This is a genomic window from Streptomyces sp. bgisy159, assembly GCF_057707805.1.
In genome coordinates, this window is record NZ_JBYIQX010000027.1 from 1 (window position 1) to 18,758 (window position 18,758).

General features: G+C 75.0%; 18 protein-coding genes. 6 read left to right on the top strand and 12 right to left on the bottom strand.

Translation table 11 applies throughout. From position 1 onward, the window contains the following. Window positions 1-51: 51 nt before the first annotated feature. Both trpD and AC3ET3_RS23840 read right to left on the bottom strand, forming a co-directional pair. Window positions 52-1,200 (bottom strand): anthranilate phosphoribosyltransferase, encoded by a 1,149-nt coding sequence (trpD, locus tag AC3ET3_RS23835; RefSeq protein ID WP_432156958.1) that lies wholly within the window; start codon window positions 1,198-1,200, stop codon window positions 52-54. A 2-nt stretch (window positions 1,201-1,202) separates the two neighbouring features. Next, window positions 1,203-1,553, bottom strand: coding sequence for a hypothetical protein (locus AC3ET3_RS23840; RefSeq protein WP_435612837.1), 351 nt, complete (start codon window positions 1,551-1,553; stop codon window positions 1,203-1,205). 302 nt (window positions 1,554-1,855) lie between these two features. On the opposite strand from AC3ET3_RS23840, the gene AC3ET3_RS23845 reads away from it, so the two are divergent. From AC3ET3_RS23845 to AC3ET3_RS23870, 6 genes are all read left to right on the top strand, one after another. After that, complete coding sequence (locus AC3ET3_RS23845) at window positions 1,856-2,626, top strand: 4'-phosphopantetheinyl transferase family protein (protein ID WP_435612838.1); 771 nt, start codon at window positions 1,856-1,858, stop codon at window positions 2,624-2,626. 72 nt (window positions 2,627-2,698) lie between these two features. After that, the gene (locus AC3ET3_RS23850; RefSeq protein ID WP_432139887.1) at window positions 2,699-4,243 is read left to right on the top strand and encodes a tryptophan halogenase family protein; all 1,545 of its coding nucleotides are present in this window, start codon (window positions 2,699-2,701) and stop codon (window positions 4,241-4,243) included. Between the two features lie 260 nt (window positions 4,244-4,503). Next, window positions 4,504-5,112 carry a flavin reductase family protein gene (locus AC3ET3_RS23855; protein ID WP_435612839.1) on the top strand — a complete coding sequence of 203 codons (609 nt, stop codon included), beginning with the start codon at window positions 4,504-4,506 and terminating at the stop codon, window positions 5,110-5,112. Then, window positions 5,109-6,614, top strand: coding sequence for a cation:proton antiporter domain-containing protein (locus AC3ET3_RS23860; RefSeq protein ID WP_435612840.1), 1,506 nt, complete (start codon window positions 5,109-5,111; stop codon window positions 6,612-6,614). The genes AC3ET3_RS23855 and AC3ET3_RS23860 overlap by 4 nt, the downstream gene beginning before the upstream one ends. Before the next feature lie 2 nt (window positions 6,615-6,616). Next, complete coding sequence (locus AC3ET3_RS23865; protein WP_432139884.1) at window positions 6,617-6,901, top strand: chorismate mutase family protein; 285 nt, start codon at window positions 6,617-6,619, stop codon at window positions 6,899-6,901. A gap of 136 nt (window positions 6,902-7,037) precedes the next feature. Further along, a complete protein-coding gene (locus AC3ET3_RS23870) occupies window positions 7,038-7,619 on the top strand; it encodes a hypothetical protein (RefSeq protein ID WP_432139883.1) in 582 nt (193 codons plus the stop codon). Window positions 7,620-7,632: 13 nt separating this feature from the next. Here AC3ET3_RS23870 and AC3ET3_RS23875 read toward each other — a convergent pair whose 3' ends face one another. From AC3ET3_RS23875 to AC3ET3_RS23920, 10 genes are all read right to left on the bottom strand, one after another. Further along, window positions 7,633-8,520 carry a response regulator transcription factor gene (locus AC3ET3_RS23875; protein WP_435612841.1) on the bottom strand — a complete coding sequence of 296 codons (888 nt, stop codon included), beginning with the start codon at window positions 8,518-8,520 and terminating at the stop codon, window positions 7,633-7,635. A 17-nt stretch (window positions 8,521-8,537) separates the two neighbouring features. Next, window positions 8,538-9,128 (bottom strand): anthranilate synthase component II, encoded by a 591-nt coding sequence (locus AC3ET3_RS23880; RefSeq protein WP_432139881.1) that lies wholly within the window; start codon window positions 9,126-9,128, stop codon window positions 8,538-8,540. After that, window positions 9,125-10,642: an anthranilate synthase component I family protein gene (locus AC3ET3_RS23885; protein WP_435612842.1), complete on the bottom strand. Its 1,518-nt coding sequence runs from the start codon at window positions 10,640-10,642 to the stop codon at window positions 9,125-9,127. Before AC3ET3_RS23885 ends, AC3ET3_RS23880 begins: the two co-directional genes overlap by 4 nt. A 39-nt stretch (window positions 10,643-10,681) precedes the next feature. Beyond that, window positions 10,682-11,671 carry a TauD/TfdA family dioxygenase gene (locus AC3ET3_RS23890; protein ID WP_435612843.1) on the bottom strand — a complete coding sequence of 330 codons (990 nt, stop codon included), beginning with the start codon at window positions 11,669-11,671 and terminating at the stop codon, window positions 10,682-10,684. Then, window positions 11,668-12,198, bottom strand: coding sequence for a YbaK/EbsC family protein (locus AC3ET3_RS23895; RefSeq protein WP_432156965.1), 531 nt, complete (start codon window positions 12,196-12,198; stop codon window positions 11,668-11,670). Before AC3ET3_RS23895 ends, AC3ET3_RS23890 begins: the two co-directional genes overlap by 4 nt. Further along, complete coding sequence (locus AC3ET3_RS23900) at window positions 12,188-12,412, bottom strand: MbtH family protein (protein ID WP_432156966.1); 225 nt, start codon at window positions 12,410-12,412, stop codon at window positions 12,188-12,190. The genes AC3ET3_RS23895 and AC3ET3_RS23900 overlap by 11 nt, the downstream gene beginning before the upstream one ends. Before the next feature lie 13 nt (window positions 12,413-12,425). Beyond that, on the bottom strand, window positions 12,426-13,409 hold the full coding sequence (sbnA, locus tag AC3ET3_RS23905) for a 2,3-diaminopropionate biosynthesis protein SbnA (protein ID WP_432139876.1): 984 nt from the start codon (window positions 13,407-13,409) through the stop codon (window positions 12,426-12,428). 38 nt (window positions 13,410-13,447) lie between these two features. After that, complete coding sequence (gene sbnB, locus AC3ET3_RS23910) at window positions 13,448-14,488, bottom strand: 2,3-diaminopropionate biosynthesis protein SbnB (protein WP_435612844.1); 1,041 nt, start codon at window positions 14,486-14,488, stop codon at window positions 13,448-13,450. Between the two features lie 663 nt (window positions 14,489-15,151). Next, window positions 15,152-16,141 carry a TauD/TfdA family dioxygenase gene (locus AC3ET3_RS23915; protein WP_435612845.1) on the bottom strand — a complete coding sequence of 330 codons (990 nt, stop codon included), beginning with the start codon at window positions 16,139-16,141 and terminating at the stop codon, window positions 15,152-15,154. 26 nt (window positions 16,142-16,167) lie between these two features. Next, window positions 16,168-18,651, bottom strand: a complete 2,484-nt coding sequence (locus tag AC3ET3_RS23920; RefSeq protein WP_435612846.1) for a non-ribosomal peptide synthetase — start codon at window positions 18,649-18,651, stop codon at window positions 16,168-16,170. Window positions 18,652-18,758: the final 107 nt, after the last annotated feature.

An 18,758-nucleotide genomic window follows, 5' to 3' on the forward strand; every position in this document is an offset into this window, starting at 1 on the left:
TCCCCCCCCCCCCCCCCCCCCCCCCCCCCCCCCCCCCCCCCCCCCCGGGTCTCACGCCGCCGCGCGGTGTTCCTCCGGCCGCAGGTGACGGCCGGCTGCCGTCCACCGTCGCAACACCCTGGCGGCGGCGCCGGAGTCGACGGCCGCCGCGGCTCGGGCGAGGGCCGGCCGGAGCCGGTCGGCCAGCGGGGCGTCGAGGGGGGCACCGGAGGGGGCCGCCACCGCCAGTGCCGCCGCTGCGGACAGCAGTACGGCGTCGCGGACGGGGCCGCGCTCCCCCGCGAGCACCCGCCGGGCCACCTCGGCGTTGTGGGCCGCGTCCCCGCCGCGCAGCGCCCCGGGGGGTGCGAGCGGAACACCGACGTCCTCCGGGCTGAACCGCTCCTCGCGCACCTGCGCGCCGGCGACGGTCCACACCCGTGAGGTGGTCGTCACGGTGAGCTCGTCCAGTCCGTCGTCGCCGCGGAAGACCAGCGCGGTGGTGCCGCGCCGGGCCAGGACGCCCGCGACGAGCGGCGCCAGCCGGGCGTCCGCCACGCCGACGGCCAGCGCCCGGGGGCGTCCGGGGTTGGTGAGCGGGCCGAGGGCGTTGAACACGGTGGGGATGCCCAGTTCCCGGCGGACACCGGCGGCGTGCCGCATCGCCGGGTGGAAGTCCGGGGCGAAGCAGAAGGCGATCCCCACGGAGCGGGCCAGCCGCGCGAGTCGCTCGGGAGACTGGCGCAGCGTCACCCCCAGCTCCTCCAGGACGTCGGCGGAGCCGGAGCGGGAACTGGCCGCCCGGTTGCCGTGCTTGACCACCCGGGCGCCGGCGCCGGCGGCGACGATCGCGGCCATCGTGGAGATGTTGACCGTGCAGGCGCCGTCGCCGCCGGTGCCGACGATGTCGACGCAGTCGCCGGGCACGGTGAGCGGGACCGCGTGCGCCAGCATGCCGTCGGCGAGCCCGGCCAGTTCGCCGACCGTCTCGCCCTTGGCGCGCAGGGCGACCAGCAGTCCGGCGAGCTGGGCGGGGGTCGACCGGCCGCCCAGCAGGGAGTCCATCAGCCACGCCGTCTCGTCGGCGGTCAGGTCCCGGCCGCGCAGCACGGCGTCGAGCAGACCGGCCCAGGTCCGGCCGGCCTCGGGACCGGGAGGCGCGGGGGGCACGGGGGGCGCGGGAGGCCCGTCGGGCCGGGCCGCACTCGGTGGTGTGGTCATCGTCAGCCCCAGTCCTCGTTCTCGGGGGTGACCGGGCCGGTGCTGCCCCAGTCCTCGTTCCCGGGAGCGGCAGGGGCGGCGACGCCCCAGTCCTCGTTGGCCACCACAGCAGGCGCGACGCCCCAGTCCTCGTTGGCCACTACGGCGGGCGCGACACCCCGGTCCTCATTGGCCACCACGGCGGGCGCGAAGCCCCAGTCCTCGTTGCCCGGGGCCTTCTCCGGCAGGGCGACGGTGGCGGTCGCGGACGCGTCCCCGGCCAGGGCGACCCCTGCGCCCCCGGCCTGCAGAACGGCCAGAGCGAGCACGCCGCCGGCGATCACACGTACGGTCCTGCTGCCCTTACCACGCATGGACTTCACGATTCCGTATCCCCCTTGTGGAAAATTCAACTGTCCTGGGGTGCCGCCGCCCTGTGCGACCGCGGCGCCCGCTGCGGAAAGGACACTAGGAAGCCGCGACTTCGGCTCGTTATCGTCGCCCCTTCGGCCCGTAGAGCACAGGTGATAAAGCTCTGTCCAGGGGGGTTTTCCTCCATGACTCCGGAGGTTCTTCCGACTTCCGGCCGGGCTGGGGAAAATGAAAGAATCGCCGCTGTGGCGTTTTCCGCCACGGCCGAGAGCGGAGCACGCGGACGGGGACGCCGATGATTTCCTTGACCAGCAACGGGGCCGCGCCGCCCGTGTCCGGCGCGCGCACGGTCACCTGCCATGTCTGGCTGTCGCGCCGCCTGCCCGGCCCCGAGCAGCATTTCGGGCTGCTCGACGCAGAGGAGCGCGGGCGTGCCGCGGAGTTCCTGGTCGAACAGGACTTCGCCCTGTTCGTCACCGGCCGGGTGCTCGCCCGGGCCGCGCTGGGCTCGCTCGCCGGGATCCCGGCGAGCGAGGTCGCCCTGCGGACCCGCTGCCCCGGCTGCGGAGGCCCCCACGGCAAGCCCCGCCCGGTGGGGGCGGCGGCCGGCTGGGAGCTGTCGATCTCGCACTCCGGTGACCTGGTCGCGGTGGCGGTGACCCGGGGCCACCCGGTCGGCGTCGACGTGGAACGCCTCGTGGCCTCCGACGAACCCGGCATCCCCATGGAGTACGAGCTGATCCTCACCCCCGCCGAACGCGCCGGTGTGGCGGCCCTGCCTGCGGAACGTCAGGGCGCCGCCTGTCTGGCGCTGTGGACCCGCAAGGAGGCCGTCCTCAAGGCGACCGGCGAGGGCCTGAACACCCCGATGGACTCCTTCACCGTGACCCCGGCCGCCCGGCCGCCGGCCGTGACGGCCTGGCGTGACGACCGGCCCCGGCCGCGGCCCCGGATCGCCCTGGCCGACCTGCCGCGGGTGGACGGCTGCCTGGGCGCCCTGGCCGTGCTGGACGCGGCCGCGATCGCCCCGCGTATCCGTTCGGGGGCCGAGGTGCTGGCCGAAAGAATGCGATAACGAAAGGAAATCCGCCCTCGATAGCTTCGCTGCACGGTTACGGGCACCAACACCCCGAACAGGAGATGCAGCGTGATCAAGTCAGTCGTCATTGTGGGGGGCGGGACCTCCGGTTGGATGAGCGCCACGTATCTCAAGGCGGCGTTCGGTGACCGGATCGATGTCACCCTGGTCGAATCCGACCGTGTGTCGACGATCGGCGTCGGCGAGGCCACTTTCAGCACGGTCCGGCATTTCTTCGACTATCTGGGCCTCGAAGAGCGGGATTGGATGCCGCACTGCGCCGGCTCCTACAAGCTGGCCATCCGGTTCGAGAACTGGCGGAACGTGGGCGACCACTTCTACCACCCGTTCGAGCGGCTGCGGATGTCGGACGGGTTCACCCTCGCCGACTGGTGGCTGAAGGAGGGCGACCGCAGCCTCCCCTTCGACCAGGCCTGCTTCGTCACCCCGGCGCTGTGCGAGGCGCAGCGCTCGCCGCGCATGATGGACGGCTCGCTGTTCGCCCAGGGCCTCGACGGTTCGCTGGGCCGCTCCACCCTCGACGAGCAGCGCGCGCAGTTCCCGTACGCGTACCACTTCGACGCGGGGCTGCTCGCCCGGTTCCTCACCAAGTACGGCACCGACCGCGGCGTGCGCCACGTCGTGGACGACGTGGTGGAGGTCCGCACGGACGAGCGCGGCTGGCTCACCGAGGTGCAGACCAAGAACAGCGGCGCGCTCGCCGGCGACCTGTTCATCGACTGCACCGGCTTCCGCGGCCTGCTCATCAACCAGACCCTGGAGGAGGAGTTCCTCTCCTTCGAGGACGTGCTCCCCAACAACCGGGCGGTCGCCCTGCGCGTCCCCGCGCCGGACCAGGCCGAGCGCGGCATGCGGCCGTACACCACGGCGACCGCCATGGACGCCGGCTGGATCTGGACGATCCCGCTGTTCGGCCGGACCGGCACCGGCTACGTCTACTCCGACGAGTTCTGCAGCCCGGAGGAGGCCGAGCGCACGCTGCGCCAGTTCGCGGCGCCCGGGCAGGACGACCTGGAGGCCAACCACATCCGGATGCGCATCGGCCGCAACCAGCGCTCGTGGGTGAACAACTGCGTGGCCATCGGGCTGTCGAGCGCGTTCGTGGAGCCGCTGGAGTCGACCGGGATCTTCTTCATCCAGCACGGCATAGAGCAGCTGGTCAAGCACTTCCCGGACGAGCGCTGGGACCCGAGCCTCGCCGACGACTACAACAACCGGGTCGCGCAGGTGCTCGACGGTGTCAAGGAGTTCCTGGTGCTGCACTACGCGGCCGCCGGGCGCGACGACACCCCGTACTGGAAGGAGGCGAAGATCCGGCCGCTGCCGGACGGGCTCGCCGAGAAGCTGGCGCTGGCGTCCTCGCACCTGCTCGACGAGCGCGCCGTCTACCCGCACTACCACGGCTTCGAGCAGTACTCGTGGATCACGATGCTGCTCGGCCTCGGCCACGAGCCGGCCGCTCCCCGGCCCTCGCTCGCCCACATCGATCCCGCGGCGGCCCGCGCGGAACTGGCCAAGGTGCGCGCCGACGCCGAGCAGCTGGTGCGTGCACTGCCCGGCTGCCACGAGTACCTGTCCGTCCTCCACGGCTGACGCCCCCGGCCGCACGCCACCGCCGAGCGGTCACGCCACCGCCGAGCGGTCCGCCGAGACCGCCCTCAGGCCCCGCCCCGTGCCCGTGCCCCCTCCCCCCGACGGGCCCGGGGCGGCCCGGCTGCCCGCCGCCCGGAGCACACCTCGAAGACCGGTTCCCCGACCGCCGGAGACCTCACCCGCCCGACCCCTCCCGTCCGGGATCCGCCACGGCTCTCCGAGCTGTTCCGACCTTCCGAGACCTTCCGAAGGACGCATCCATGACCAGCGTATTGCCGCCCTCGCGACGGCCGGCCGAGCTCCGCGGGCACCCGGCGCCGCGCCCCTCCCCGCGGTCCGGGCCCCCCGCGTCCGCCACCGCGTTCCGCACCCTGATGAGCGCGTTCCCGACCGGGGTCGCCGTCGTGACGACGTACGGCGACGACGGCCGGCCGCGCGGCCTGACCTGCTCGTCCCTGTCCAGCGTGGCCGCCGAGCCGCCGACCCTGTCGGTGTGCCTGACCACCCGCGGCGAGACGCTGCGGGCGCTGCGGGCGCACGGCTCCTTCGCGGTGAACCTGCTGCACCACGGCGGGCAGCGGGCGGCGCAGGTGTTCGCTCGGCCCGCCGACAACCGGTTCGGGCAGGTCGCCTGGCGGGCCTCGCCCGGTGCCGGGCTGCCGTGGCTCGTCGAGGACGCGTTCGCGCTGGCGGAGTGCACGGTTTCGGGTCTTTCGGAAATCGCCGATCATACTGTGGTCATCGGTGAAGTGACCGGTGTCGCCCAGGAGTCGGGGGTCCCCCTGCTCTACGGGGCGCGGGGGTTCGCCGCCTGGCCGGGCGGCACGGTTCCGGGGCCGCTGCCGGCTCCCGAGGGGGTGGCGTCGTGAGCGGCCTGCACGCCGATCCGCTCGCCCGCTTCCTGCTCGCCGCCGCCCTCGTCGTCCTGCTCAGCCATCTGCTCGGCGGCCTCGTGGGCCGGCTCGGGCACCCCCCGGTGATCGGGGAGATCCTCGGCGGTCTGGTCCTCGGCCCCTCCGCGCTCGGCGGGCTGTGGCCGCGGGCCCACGCCTGGCTGCTCCCCGAGGAGGTCACCTCCGCCCTGACGACCACGGCCCAGCTGGGCCTGGTCACCTTCGTGTTCCTGCTCGGCTGCGAACTGCGCCTGGACGGCGGCCGGGCGGGCGGCACCGCCGTCACAGCGGTCGCCGCCGGCGGCATGGGGCTGCCGTTCCTGCTGGGTGCCGGTCTCGCCTGGGCGGCGCCCGGCACGCTGCGCGGCGAGCACGCCACGGACACCGCCTACCCGTTGTTCTTCGGTCTCGCCCTGTCCGTCACCGCCCTGCCCGTGCTGGCCCGGGTGCTGGTCGACATGGGTCTGGACACCACCCGCACCGGGGCGTTCGCCCTGCTGTCGGCGGCGGTCGGCGACGGCATCGCCTGGCTGCTGCTCACCGCGGTCCTCGCGGTCGGCGGCGCCGAAGGTACCGGCCCGGTCGGGCTGACGCTGACGCTGGTCGCCCTGCTGGTGGCGGTGACGTACCTGCTGGTGCGTCCGGCGCTGGCGGCGCTCCTGCGGCGCGTCGAGGCCGGTGGCCGCGGCGAGCGGCTGGTCATGCCGGTGCTGCTGGCGGGGGCGTTCGGCTACGGCGGCCTGACCGACGTGATCGGGCTGCACCCGGTCATCGGCGCGTTCCTGTTCGGTACGGCGGTGCCGCGCGGCTCGGTCCTCGTGGCGCGGCTGCACCAGCAGTTGCAGGGTTTCACGCAGGCGGTGCTGCTGCCGCTGTTCTTCGCCGGCGTCGGCCTCACCGTCTCCCTCGGCACGCTGGGCACCGGTGGCCGGCCCTGGCTGGTGCTGCTCGGCGTCGTCGTGGCCGCGGCGGCCGGCAAGTTGGCCGGGGCGGGCGGCGCGGTCCGGCTGATCGGCATGGACCGCACGGAGGCGCTGCGGTTCGGTGCCCTGATGAACTGCCGGGGCGTCACCGAGCTGGTCGTCGCGGGCATCGGCCGGCAGGCCGGGCTGATCAGCGACGCCGGGCTGACCGTGCTGGTGGTGATGGCCCTGGCGACGACCGCGATGACCGGGCCGCTGCTGCGGCTGACCGGCGTGGCGATGCGATCGCCCGCACCGTCCCCGCCCTCCTCGCCGTCCCCACTGTCCTCGCCGACCTCGCCGTCCCCGACCTCTCGGGACCTCCCGAAGCCCTTGGTCGCGGCCCTGACCCCGCTCCCGCCGCCCTCCCCTCTCCCCGCGGCCGTCCCCGACCCGTCGTCTTCGCTCCCCCCGCTCCCCGTAGCCGTCCCCGCCCCGTCCTCTCCGCTCCCCTCGTCGTCCGCGTACCGGCCGACGTCCGAACGTGCCGCCGGCGGCACCCCCGTGGAGGTCTGACCATGTCTCCGATCGATTCCGCCCGGATCACCGAGCGCAAGCAGCAACTGCACGCCATAGACCAGGACATCATCGATCTGATCCGACAGCGCCAGGACACCGTCTGGCAGTTGAGGACCCTGCGCCGCATGGCGGGGCTGCGCGAGTACCAGCTGGCCCTGGAGAACGAGGTGCTGAGCCACTACCACGAGGCGCTGGGCCGCACCGGCACCAGCATCGCGCTGCAACTGCTCTCGCTGGCCCGCTCCGAGGCCGCCGGCGAGCACGCCGCGTCGAGCGCCGCCTGACCCGCGGTCGGCGGGGCCGGTCCGACGACCGGCCCCGCTCTCGCCGTTCCCCGTTCCCGACCTCCCCCTCTTCCGACCGCCCCAGGTTCCGACCGCCCCGTTTCCCACCGCCCCGAGGAGAGGAAAGAAACCCACCGTGACCCCAACCACCCACACCCGAACCGTGACCCGTCCCGGTCTGCGGTCCCTGCTGGCCGTGCCGTTCCGCCGCGACACGTGGCGGCATCTGCTGTACGCGCTGTTCGTCCCGCTCGTCGCCGGCCTGATCCTGGTGTTACAGCCCGTGATGAAGTCCTCGCAGGACAGCGGACACCAGGCGGTCGGACCGCTGGCGCTGCTGCTGGGGCTGCTGGTCGCCGCGGTGGCCGGGCCGGCCTTCGAACGCATGCGGCTGCGCGTCTTCTTCGGCGAACGGCTGGCCCCGAGGCGCGCCGGCCGGCTGTCGGGCGGCGTCCGCTTCTTCTTCGTCAACATGGTCCTGACCACACTGTCGTTCGCGGCGACCGTCGGCTGGGTCATCGTCTGCGCACGCAACCTGACGTATCCGATCTGGGGCTGGGAGCCCTACCCGACGGACGCGTGGGGCGGGCCGAGCCCGGTCGGCGCGGTCGCGCTGCACTTCTTCTCCGGTGTCGTGGCGTTCTTCGTCCTGCCGTGGGTGGTCGTGCGCGTCACCGAGTGGCAGCGCGTCGCCGTACGCCGGTTCGCCGCCGGCTGACACCCCGCGTACGTCACGGCCGTGCCCCCGGCGGAGGGATCCCGCCGGGGGCACGGCCGTACCCGCCCGGCCACCGCGCGGCGGCCGGGCGGGCGGCCCGTGTCACGCCACCCGGATCCGGGGAGCGGTGCCGGCCGGTGGCCGGCGGTACGAGAGCGGGGCCGTGGCGGGTGGGCGGGCCGGGAACCGCGCGGGTGGCGGGGCGGTCGGCAGCGGCCGGGCGGGGGGGCCGGGCGGAGAGCAGGCGCAGGACGGCGAGGACACGGCGGTTCTCCCCGTCGCCGCCGTTCAGGCCCAGCTTGGCGAAGATCGCCGCCACCCGCTTCTCCACGGTGCCCGGCGACACGCACAGGTCGTCGGCGATGGCGCTGTTGGTCCGGCCCAGCGCCATCAGCCGCAGGACGTCCCGCTCGCGCGGGCTGAGCGAACCGAGGGCCGGGTCCGACCGCTCCGCCTCGCCGGTGCCGGAGGCCCGCGGGCCGAAGGCGGCGCCGAGCACGCCGACGGCCCCCGGGTCGGCCACCGTGCCGCCGGCCGCGACGCGCTCCAGGGCCGGCAGCAGCACCTCCGCCTCGACGGCCTGGTCCAGCAGCAGCAGCGCGGTCCCGGGGCGGCGCGCCCCGAACAGGCGGGCCGCCAGGGCGGGCGCGGGCGCGGCGCAGTACAGCAGGGCCGCGAGGCCGGGCAGCTCCCGCCCGGCCGCCAGCACCGCGTCCACGACGGCGTCGCCGCCGGGCTGCCGCGCCCCCGCCAGCACCGCGTCGGGGCGGCACCGGGCGGCGGCCGCGGGCAGCGCGGCGGCGTCGGCGAGGACGGCGGCCACCTCGTGACCGCCGTCCCGCAGGGTCTGCGCGAGTCCCGCCCGCAGCACGGACGAGCCGTCGACGATGACGATGCGCATGGGTTCCACGTCGCGCCTCACACGCCCGCGGGGGCCTGCGCCCGCGCTGCGGCCAGGACGTTGCCCAGCAGCCGGGCCCCGTCGGTCGTCGCCACGCTCTCCGGGTGGAACTGCACGCCCCACACCGGTAGTTCGCGGTGGCGCAGGGACATCACACAGCCGTCGTCGGCGGCCCGGCCGGTCACCTCCAGTGCGGCGGGCAGCGGCTCCGCCACCACCAGCGAGTGGTAGCGGGCGACCTCGGTGCGGGTGCCCAGCCCCTCGTACAGGCCGGTGCCGTCGTGCGTGACGACGCTGGTCTTGCCGTGCCGTACCCGCCGCGCGGTCACCACCCGGCCGCCGAAGGCGAGGCCGATCGCCTGGTGGCCCAGGCAGATGCCGAGCAGCGGGACGCGGCCCGCGAAGGCGTGCACCAGCTCGACGTGCCCGCTGTCCGCGGGGTGCCCGGGGCCGGGCCCCAGCACCACCGCGTCCGGGGCGGACGCCGTGAGTTCCCCGGGTGAGCGGGTGCGGCTGCGCACCACCTCGGTGTCGGCGCCGAGCCCGCGCAGATACTGGTCGATGATGTACGTGAAGCTGTCGTAGGCGTCGACCAACAGGATCCTCACGGCCGCAGCTCCTTCCCGGTCAGCGCCCAGTAGGCGGCGGCCATCTTGTGCAGGGTCTCCTGCCACTCCCGCTCGGGCACGGAGTCGGCGACGATGCCGGCGCAGCTCTGGGTGCGGTAGCGCGCGCCGTCGTGCACGACCGTGCGGATGCACAGGGCGAGCAGGCTCCAGCCGCGCACGTCGACCAGGCCGACCGCGCCCGCGTACATGCCGCGCGAGCCGTCCTCCAGCTCCTGGATGAGTTCCATGGCGCGGATCTTCGGCGCCCCGGTGACGGTGCCCGCGGGGAACGTCGCGCGCAGCACCGACCAGGTGTCGTGCGCCGGGTCCAGGCGCCCGGAGACCGTGGACACCAGGTGGAAGACGTGCGAGTAGCGCTCCACGGTCATCAGCTGCTCGGTGCGCAGGGTCTCCGGCAGGCACACCCGCCCGATGTCGTTGCGGCACAGGTCGACGAGCATGACGTGCTCGGCGCGTTCCTTCTCGTCGGCCCGCAGCGCGGCCACCCGCCGGGCGTCGGTGTCCGGGTCGCCGCTGCGCGGGACGGTCCCGGCGATGGGCCGCATCACCAGCCGGTCGCCCTCGGCCCCGACCAGCATCTCGGGGCTGGCGCCGATCAGGGTGGTCCCGGCCCGCCGCACCAGGTACATGTACGGGGAGGGGTTGCGGGCGCGCAGCCGCCGGTAGACCTGGAGCGGGGTGAGGTCGGTGTCGACCTCCACGCTGTGCCCGATCTGGATCTGGTAGACGTCCCCGACGCCGATGTGCCGCAGACAGCGCTCGGCGCGCGCCCGGAACGTCTCCTCGTCGGTGCTGTCGCGCACCGAGCGGGGGGCGGGCGCCGCGGGGACGCCGTCGTCGTCGGGCAGCGCGCGCAGCGCCTCGGCGACCGGGTCGGGGGCGGGCGCCGGCCCGAACACGTCGGCGTGCGCCCGCAGCAGCCGTACGGCGCCGGTGGCGAGGTCGTAGTGGACGGTGTCGCGGAACAGGGTCAGGGTGCAGTCCGGGCCGGGGTCCCGGTGCGCGCGGGCCGGCAGGTCCTCCATGTGCCAGGCGGCCTCGTAGCCGACGGTGGTGACGAAGCCGAACGCGAAGGCGTCCGGGGGCACGTCGGTGTGCGTCCGGAACAGCCGCTGGGCCGCACCGAGAAACTCCCACAGCCGGTCCGGCCCGTCGAGGGCGCGGGTGTCCGGGCCGAGCCGGGGCAGGCCCAGACGGTCCGCGACGGCGAGCAGGGCGCCGGTGACGGCCTCGCGGCCGTGCACCCGGACGTGGCCGGCGTGCACCTCGATCTCCGCGAGCCTGCCGAGGCCGACCACGGCCCGGCCGCGGTCCTGGAGCGGGCCCTCGGGGCTTTCCAGGAGGAAGAGGTCCTCCGTGCCGAACCGCTCGGCCAGGGCCGTGTACAGGGCGAGCGGCTCGTGCGGCGGCAACCGGGTCTCCGCCACGTGGACGTCGACGTACGGCGCGGTCGGCTGGGCGACGGGGACGGTCGGTTCGAGAAGTGTGGTCACGGGCGTCTCATTCCTCGGTGCGGTCGTGGGCCGCGGTCGTCAGTCGAGTACGTAGCCGTCGCGCGCCCTCAGCCCGCGGGAGCGGCGCAGGTCGGTGAGGACGAAGCTGCGCTGCAGCCAGCGGTCCCGGCCGTCGTAGCGGGGGCGGAAGGGGGTGCGGCCGTGCACGGTGACCCGGTTGTCCACGACGGCCAGGTCGCCGGGGGCGAGCCGGACCGTCTGCGCGGTCAGGTCGAACAGTTCGGCCAGCTCGGTCAGGGCGGTGCGGGCCCGGTCGGTCATCGGCCGGGTGGCCGCGAAGTCCACCCGTACGTCGGGGTCCTCGACGGCGCCGGTGAGCACGGCGTGCGGCACGGCGGTCGCCGAGTGGCCGAACGAGGGCGGCGCGGCCGTCACGAACTCCTCGCTCCACAGGGCCGCCCGGCTCCGCTCCGACAGCAGCGGCAGCGTCCGGCGCACGCAGCCGGTGCGCAGACCGGCGACCCTCTCGTGGTCGGCGCGCAGGCACAGCAGCATCACGAAGTCGGGCCGGTGCGGGTGGAAGGCGTTCTCGGTGTGGAAGGACAGCAGCACCGAGCCGGCGTTTCCCTGGAAGTCCTCCTTGCCGGGGACCGGGACGACGTCATGGACGAGGGCGCCGGTCTTCTCCGGCCGGAAGGCTGCCGGGTCGCCGAGCCCGGCGGCCACCATCAGCAGCACGGCGGCGGGCACGGTGGCGGTGCGCTGCACCGAGCCGCCCGCACTGGGCGTGGGGGGCAGGTCCGGCTCGCCGACGGGCAGCCCGCGCACCAGCAGGGTGCCGGCGGGCCCGGAGTCGCGGCGGAAGTCGCGCAGGGCGCGGCGCAGTCCGGCGGGCAGGTCGCACCAGGCGTCGCGGGCGGCGGCCACGTACGCCCGGTCGTCCACCCGGCCGTCCGCGACGGGGGCGATGCGCCGGGCGAGGGCGGTGATCCGCTCCGCGTCGCCGCTCCCGACGGTGACGGTCGCGCCCGGGGCGGAGACGGTGGCGGTGTCGAGGGCCAGGGTCATGGGGTCATCACTTTCTGGACGGGGCCGCGGCCGGCGATCGCCGCCACCAGGGGCGCGGCGATCCGCCGGTAGGCCCGGGTGCTCAGGGCGACGGACCGGTCGAGGCGGGCGGCGTTGAAGTAGATCTCGTCCTCGTCGAGCAGGTCCCGTTCGACGACGAGCCGCAGCCGCGGGTCGAACGTGAACGGGATGATCGACCCGCTGACGCAGCCGGTCAGGCGCTCGGCGCTGGCGCGGTCGGCGAAGCCGGCGCGGGAGCCGCCGGTCAGGGCGCGCACCGCGTCGGTGTCGACCCGGCGGTCCCCGGGCACCACCGCGAGGACGTGGTGCCGGCCGCCGGGGCCGCCGGCCACCCGCAGGACCAGGCACTTGGCGGCCTGGCGCAGCGGGTGCCCGCGCAGCGCGGACGCCTGCGCGGTGCGCCCCTCGGGCGGGTGGTGGAGCAGGCGGTGGCCGGCATCGTGCTCGTCGAGCAGTTCCATCAGCCGCCGGTGGGCGGACCGGTCGGTGAGGGTGTCAGCCGGCATGGGTCATCGCTTCGGCGACCGAGCGCGGACGCATGTCCGTCCAGTGCTCCTCGACGTAGGTCTGGCTCTCCGTCAGGCCGGCGTCCTCCAGGACGGCGTGCCAGCCGGCCGGCACCTCGGCGAAGGCCGGCCACAGGGAGTACTGGCCCTCGTCGTTGACGAGGACGTGGAAGCGGCCCTCGGTGTCGTCGAAGGGGTTGCTGGTGGTGGTCACGGTGGGTCTCCCCTCAGGTTCGGTACACGGGCAGCCGCGGTTCGGCGAGCTCGTCGCCGTACAGGCCCTGCACCCAGTTGGTCTGGTAGACGGTGTCGAGATAGCGCTCCCCGAGGTCCGGGGAGATGGCGGCGGTGACGAGGCCGGAGCGGTCCTCGCCGGGGCGGCCGAGCCATTCGGTGGCGCCGGCGACGACGGTGCCGGTGGAGCCGCCGAACAGGAAGCCGCGGGCGGCGAGCCGGTGGCACATGCGGACCGTCTCCGGCTCGGGGACGATCACCACGTCGTCGACGAGGGACTCGTCGAGCAGCGCGGGCCGCACCCCGGCGCCCAGGCCCGGGATCATCCGGGTGGCCGGCGGCCCGCCGAAGGTGACCGAGCCGGCGCTGTCCACGGCGACGACGCGCACGCCGGGCCGGTGCTCCTTGAACCAGCGGGCGCAGCCCATGAGGGTGCCCGTGGTGCCGGCGCCGACGAAGAGCACGTCCAGGCCGGGGAAGCGGTCCGCGATCGGCGGAGCGGTCCAGCGGTAGTGGGCGCGCCAGTTGTCCGGGTTGCGGTACTGGTTGAGCCACACGTAGCGGCTGTCGGACTCGCACAGGCTCCGTACGAGGTTCAGGCGCGCCCCGAGGAAGCCGCCCTCGGGGTCGGGTTCGGTGACGATGCGCACCTCGGCGCCGAAGGCCTCCATCGCGCGCCGGGTGGCGAGGTTGCAGCGCGAGTCGGTGACGCACACGAAGCGGTAGCCCCGACTGGCCGCGATCACGCTGAGGGCCACACCGAGGTTGCCGGACGACGACTCGACGAGCACGGAGTCCTCGCGCAGCACGCCGCCGCGCTCGGCCGCCTCGATCATGGACAGGGCGGCCTTCTGTTTGATGGAGCCGCTGAAGTTGAACCCCTCGCACTTGAGGTAGACCGACGAGCCGAGAACCGGCCAGAGGTCGACGTAGAGGTCGTCCTCGTTGAATTCCTGCGGAGCCGAGATGATCGGCATGGAACCTCCCGCTCTGGGGACGGGATGCGCGCGGGCGGTCAGCCGTGGCGGCGCATTTCGTGGAAGAAGCCGTCCACGACGGCCAGGTCGCCGGCCGCCCGCACGGTGTCGTGGACGTGCCGGCCGAGCGCGAGGTCGAGGACCCCGAGTCCGAACGGCGAGAAGACCACCGGCCGGTCGGCGGGCGGGCGCACCGCGCCGGTCAGCACGTCGTACAGCGTCCCGTGCACGAAGTCCCTTCCGCCGGTGCGCTGTTCGGCCAGGTGCAGGGAGGTGCCGGCCTTCAGGCAGTGGTCGACGTCGTCGACGATGTTGAAGGCGTCCAGCACCACCTCGGGTGCCAGGTCGCGCAGCGACACGTGCAGCACCAGCGGGTTGTGGGTGAACCAGCCGGGGTCGGTGACGTGCGGCTCGGCGGAGACGGTGGCGAAGACGACGAGGTCGCTGGAGCGGATCAGTTTCTCGGCGCTGTCGTGGACGGTGATCGCGCCGGGCGTGCCCTCGCGGTCGAGGTAGCCGGTGAAGCCCTCGGCGTGCGCGCGGTCCAGGTCGTACACGCCGGTCTCGTCGAACTCCCAGCCCGTGCCGACCAGGTAGGCGTGGACGAACCGGGCGATGAGTCCGGTGCCGACGAAGCCGACACGGCGCGGGCGCTCGCGATGCGCGGACAGCTCGCGGGCGGCGAGCGCGGCCGACGCCGCGGTGCGGGCGGCGCTGATGATGGAGCTCTCCAGGCAGGCCGTCGGGTAGCCGGTGGCCGGGTCGTTGAGGATCAGCACCGCGGAGGCGCGGGGCAGCTGCGCGTCGACGTTGCGGGGGAAGCTGGAGATCCACTTCAGCCCGTCGACGGGGTGCTCGCCGCCCAGGGAGGCGGGCAGCGCGATGATCCGGGAGTCCGGCCGGTCGGGGAAGCGCAGGAAGTAGGAGGGCGGGTTGACGGTGTCGCCGGCGCCGTGGGTGCGGTAGGCCGCCTCGACGATGCGGACGACCTCCTCGTAGCGGCCGCCGATGACCTCGTCGACCTGGGCGCCGGATATCACCGCGAACGCGGGTGGCGGCGCCGGGCTGTTCGATGACATGGGTGCTCTTTCCGTGGTGTGACGGGGGTGGGACGAGAGGTGAGGCGGGAGTGGGACGGGGGTGGGGCGGGGGGTGGGGCGGGGAGGACGCGGCGGCCGGGCGCGGCCCCGGACAGGGCCCGGCCCTACGGCCACGGCCGCGGAGCCGGCCGCGGCACCGGGACCGGCGCCGCAGCCGTCGGTACGGCCACCGAGCCGGTACGGCCACCGGCCGGCGGGCCTGCACGGGCACCGGACCGGGATCGGCCCCGCCCGAACCGGTCGGGTGCCGAGCCGGAACCCACCACGCCCGGGGCCAGGACCGACCGCGCCCGGGCCGGCACGGGCACCGGACCGGCCGACGAGCCGGTCCGCCACCGGACCGGGCGCCGGCCGGGGCCGACGGGGGTGTCGAGCCGGAGGCCGGACGCCGGACCGCTGCGACCTCCGAACCCGGTCTCCACCACCGGACCCGGCGCCCGCACCCGATCCGGCCCGGCCCGGCCACCGGCACCGGCACCGGCACCGGCACCGGCACCGGCGAACCGGCACAACCACCGGACCGGCCCTCAACCACGCACCCGAGCCCGTACGGGCGCCGGGCCGCGGGTTGGCGGGGCCGTCGGGTCCGGCGACCGCCGTCGGCGGGTGGTGGAGCCCGGGCCGGCGCGGCCCGGGTGGTGGTCAGTCGGGGCGGACGTGGTCCGGCAGGCGGACCGGGTCGCCCAGGACGACGGCGACGTGCCGGTCGCCGTCGTAGGGCTCGCGGCTGTGGGCCATGCGCAGGTTGTCGACGACGAGGACGTCCCCGTTGGTCCAGGGCTCGGACACGGTGGCCGCCCGGTAGGCGCGGTCGATGGTCTCGACGACCTCCTCGGGGATCGGCCGCCCGTCGCCGTAGGCGGTGTTGAAGGGCAGCGCGTCCGGCCCGTACACGTCGGTGAGGTAGTCGCGGACCATGGGGTCGAGGGTGCGTTCGTTGAGGAAGGAGATCTGGTTGAACCAGACGGGCAGCCCGTTGCCGGGATGCTCGATCACGGCGGCCCTGCGCTGCCGGGTGCGCAGCGCGCCGTCGGGCAGCCAGGTCGCCTCGACCGTCTCCCGGTCGCAGTACGCGGCGACCTCGGCGGGGTCCTCGGTGCCGAACGCCTCGGTCCAGGCGACGCCGACCTCGCGGTAGCTGCGGGTGAGCTGCCAGCCGTCCCGGGCGAACGGCTCGACCAGGTCCGCCGGCAGGGCCGCCAGCACCGCCTGCGAGTCGGCGACGCCGGTGGCGCCGCCGCCGTCCGGTGCGCGCAGGCACGCGAACAGCAGGGTGGCGGGCACCTCGGCGGCGTAGCTCAGCTCGTGGTGCATGCACATCGGCTCGTCGGGCGGCCACTCGGAGGAGGACAGCACACCGGGGGCGAGCCGTCGGCGCGGCGCGAAGCCCTCCCGCTCGGGCATCGCCTCGATGCCCAGCGCGGCGGCGACCGCGCCCACCTCCTCGGGGGTGCGCGGGCCGAGTCCGCGCACCCGGACCGCGCCGTGCTCGGCGACGGCCGCGCGCACCCGGTCACGCAGGGCCGCCGCCCGTCCGGCGGCGTCGGCACCGGCGCCCTCGGCGTCGAGGACCGGCGGCCTGCCGGGCGCGGTACCCGGCACGGGCGCCGTGAGGTCAAGGACGGACGTCATCTCGGGGTCCCTTCTGGGGCATAAGGTCAGACCGCCGCACGCAGCGCGGCGCGCTCGTCGAGCAGGGCGGCGAGGTCGGACAGCACGGGGTGGGCGGCCAGTTCGGCGACGGTGACCTGCCGGTCGAGCCGGATGGCGAGGCGCACGGCGCTCAGGGAGGTGCCGCCGAGCACGAAGAAGTGGGCGTCGCGCCGGACGCGGTGCACGGGCACCTTCAGCGCCTGGCTCCACAGTTCGGCGAGCCGCCGCTCGGTGGGGGTGCGCGGCGCGTCCCGGGCGGTGTCGCCCGGTTCGGGGGCGCTCTGTCCCGCCCACCGGGTCAGCCGCTTCTTGTCGATCTTGCCGTTGGGGGTGAGCGGCATGGCGTCCAGGACGACGAGCCGGGCGGGCACCATGTACGACGGCAGGGCGGCGGCCAGCCGCTCGCGCAGGCCGTCGGGGTCCCGGTCGCCGGAGCGGGTGCAGTAGCCCACCAGGACGCGGTCCTCGCCGCTGCCCGTCACGACCACCGCGGCGTCGCGGACGCCGTCCGCCCGGGTCATGTGGTTCTCGATCTCGCCGATCTCGATGCGGAAGCCGCGGATCTTCAGCTGGGCGTCGCGCCGGCCGTGGAACTCCAGCCGGCCGTCGGGCGCCCAGCGTCCGAAGTCCCCGGAGCGGTACAGCCGGCCGCCCGGGACGTCCGGGTCGGGCAGGAAGGCGGCGGCGGTGCGCTCCTCGTCGTTGACGTAGCCGCGGCCCACGCAGACGCCCGCGAAGACGATCTCGCCGGGCGCGCCGAGCGGTACCGGGGCCAGCCGCTCGTCCACGACCCGGATCCGCACGTTGCGCACCGGCCGGCCGAGCGGCACGGACGCGCCGGCCGGCGGGGTCCGCATCACCTCGTGGTTGGTGTCGTCGCTGGTCTCGGTGAGGCCGTAGGCGTTGACCAGCGGCACCCCGGGGAAGGTCTGGAACCAGCGCTGCGCGAGCTCCTTCTTCAGCGCCTCCCCGGTGGCGGAGACGATCCGCAGCTCGGGCAGCCGTCCCACCCGCCCGTCCAGCCAGGTCAGCAGCACCTCCAGGTAGGAGGGCACGAGCTGGGCCACCTGCACCCGGCCGGTCTCCAGGACGTCGACGAACCGGCCGATGTCGAGGATGGCCTCCTGCTCCACGATCCGGGTGCGCCCGCCGACGACGAGCGCGGCCACCAGCTGCCACAGGGAGATGTCGAAGCACTGCGGGGCGGTCTGGGCGACGGTGGTGTCCTCGCTGACGCCCAGGTCCTCGATCTTGGCGAGGAGGTGGTTGACGAAGCCCGCGTGCTCGCACATGGCGCCCTTGGGTTCGCCCGTGGAGCCGGAGGTGAAGTAGATGTAGGCGAGCGCGTCGGCGGCGACGGGCAGGCCCGGGGAGTGCCCGGGCAGATCGTCGGGGATCCGGTCCACGCGGAGCACGGCGGGGGCGCGGTCGCCGAGCCCGGCGACGGCCTGCCGCAGCGATGCGGAGCCCTCGCCCGTGGTGAGCACCAGGCGGCAGCCGCTGCGGCGCAGCATGGCCTCGATGCGGGAGGCCGGGAAGTGCGGTTCGACGGGCAGGTAGGCGCCGCCCGCCTTGAAGGTGCCGACGACGGCCGCCGCCCAGTCGAGGTCGCGTTCGGTGACGACGGCGACCACGTCCTCGTCCCCCAGCCCCTCGCGCCGCAGCCACCGGGCGATCCGGTTGGCGCGGGCGTCGAGTTCGCCGTACGTCAGGGACCGCTCGCCGAGTTCCACGGCGACCGCGTCGGGCCGCAGCCGGGCCCGCTCCTCGAACAGTTCGTGGAACCGCCGGTCGGGCAGCGCCTGCCGCGGCCCGCTCAGCTCGTCGCGCTGGAAGCGCAGTTCGTCGTCGCCGAGCAGGTGCCGCTCGTGGTGGCCGGCGTCGGGCGCGGTGCGGGCGCGGCCGAGGGCGGTGACGTAGTAGCCGCCGACGCGGTGGGCCGCCGCGGTGTCGAACACGTCGGCGCGGTGCCGCACCAGCAGGTGTTCGCCGTCCACGGCGACGCCGAGGACGACGCCGCGCGGCAGTTCGTCCGGCAGGTCCGCCGCGCGGGGCGCGACGAGGGTGTCGAACATCGGCGGCTCGGTGACGGGGGCGTCGGCGGCGAAGGCGAGCAGGGTGCGCAGGGTGCCCTCGGCGGTCGCGGTCAGCTCCGCCCAGCTGCCGTCCTCGACGCTGATCCGGGCGGGCAGCGCGGGCCCGGACGCCGGCTGGAACCCGCTGACGGTGTCGCGGTCGCCGGTGAGCGCCGCGACCACCTTGGCGTGCGCGGCGAGCAGCAGGGCCGCGTCGACCGCGGTGCCGTCGACCGCGGTGCCGTCGACGCCGGTGAGCGCCACCCGTGCCTCGGCCGTGCCCGGGTGGCCCGGTGCGGCGGCCCAGCCCGGCAGCGGGGTGAAGCCCCCCGCGCGTACGACAGCGCTCCAGTACTCCCGGCCGGCCCCGCCGCCGATCTCGTCCGCCCCGTCCACCACGAGTGTCGCCTCCATCGGAATATCAGCTCGTCCCCGGGGGCCGATTCCGGCCTCTCCCCCAGCGGATCCGACGGTAGGGAGGGGCCTTATCGGCGGGGTATCGGAACAGTTCCGGCCACCGC

What these genes read in the sequence shown, in the direction of transcription:
- trpD (WP_432156958.1), bottom strand. Translation starts at nt 1,200, where the DNA reads ATGACCACACCACCGAGTGCGGCCCGGCCCGACGGGCCTCCCGCGCCC.
- AC3ET3_RS23840 (WP_435612837.1), bottom strand. Translation starts at nt 1,553, where the DNA reads ATGCGTGGTAAGGGCAGCAGGACCGTACGTGTGATCGCCGGCGGCGTG.
- AC3ET3_RS23855 (WP_435612839.1), top strand. Translation starts at nt 4,504, where the DNA reads ATGACCAGCGTATTGCCGCCCTCGCGACGGCCGGCCGAGCTCCGCGGG.
- AC3ET3_RS23865 (WP_432139884.1), top strand. Translation starts at nt 6,617, where the DNA reads ATGTCTCCGATCGATTCCGCCCGGATCACCGAGCGCAAGCAGCAACTG.
- AC3ET3_RS23875 (WP_435612841.1), bottom strand. Translation starts at nt 8,520, where the DNA reads ATGCGCATCGTCATCGTCGACGGCTCGTCCGTGCTGCGGGCGGGACTC.
- AC3ET3_RS23890 (WP_435612843.1), bottom strand. Translation starts at nt 11,671, where the DNA reads ATGACCCTGGCCCTCGACACCGCCACCGTCTCCGCCCCGGGCGCGACC.
- AC3ET3_RS23895 (WP_432156965.1), bottom strand. Translation starts at nt 12,198, where the DNA reads ATGCCGGCTGACACCCTCACCGACCGGTCCGCCCACCGGCGGCTGATG.
- sbnA (WP_432139876.1), bottom strand. Translation starts at nt 13,409, where the DNA reads ATGCCGATCATCTCGGCTCCGCAGGAATTCAACGAGGACGACCTCTAC.
- sbnB (WP_435612844.1), bottom strand. Translation starts at nt 14,488, where the DNA reads ATGTCATCGAACAGCCCGGCGCCGCCACCCGCGTTCGCGGTGATATCC.
- AC3ET3_RS23915 (WP_435612845.1), bottom strand. Translation starts at nt 16,141, where the DNA reads ATGACGTCCGTCCTTGACCTCACGGCGCCCGTGCCGGGTACCGCGCCC.
- AC3ET3_RS23920 (WP_435612846.1), bottom strand. Translation starts at nt 18,651, where the DNA reads ATGGAGGCGACACTCGTGGTGGACGGGGCGGACGAGATCGGCGGCGGG.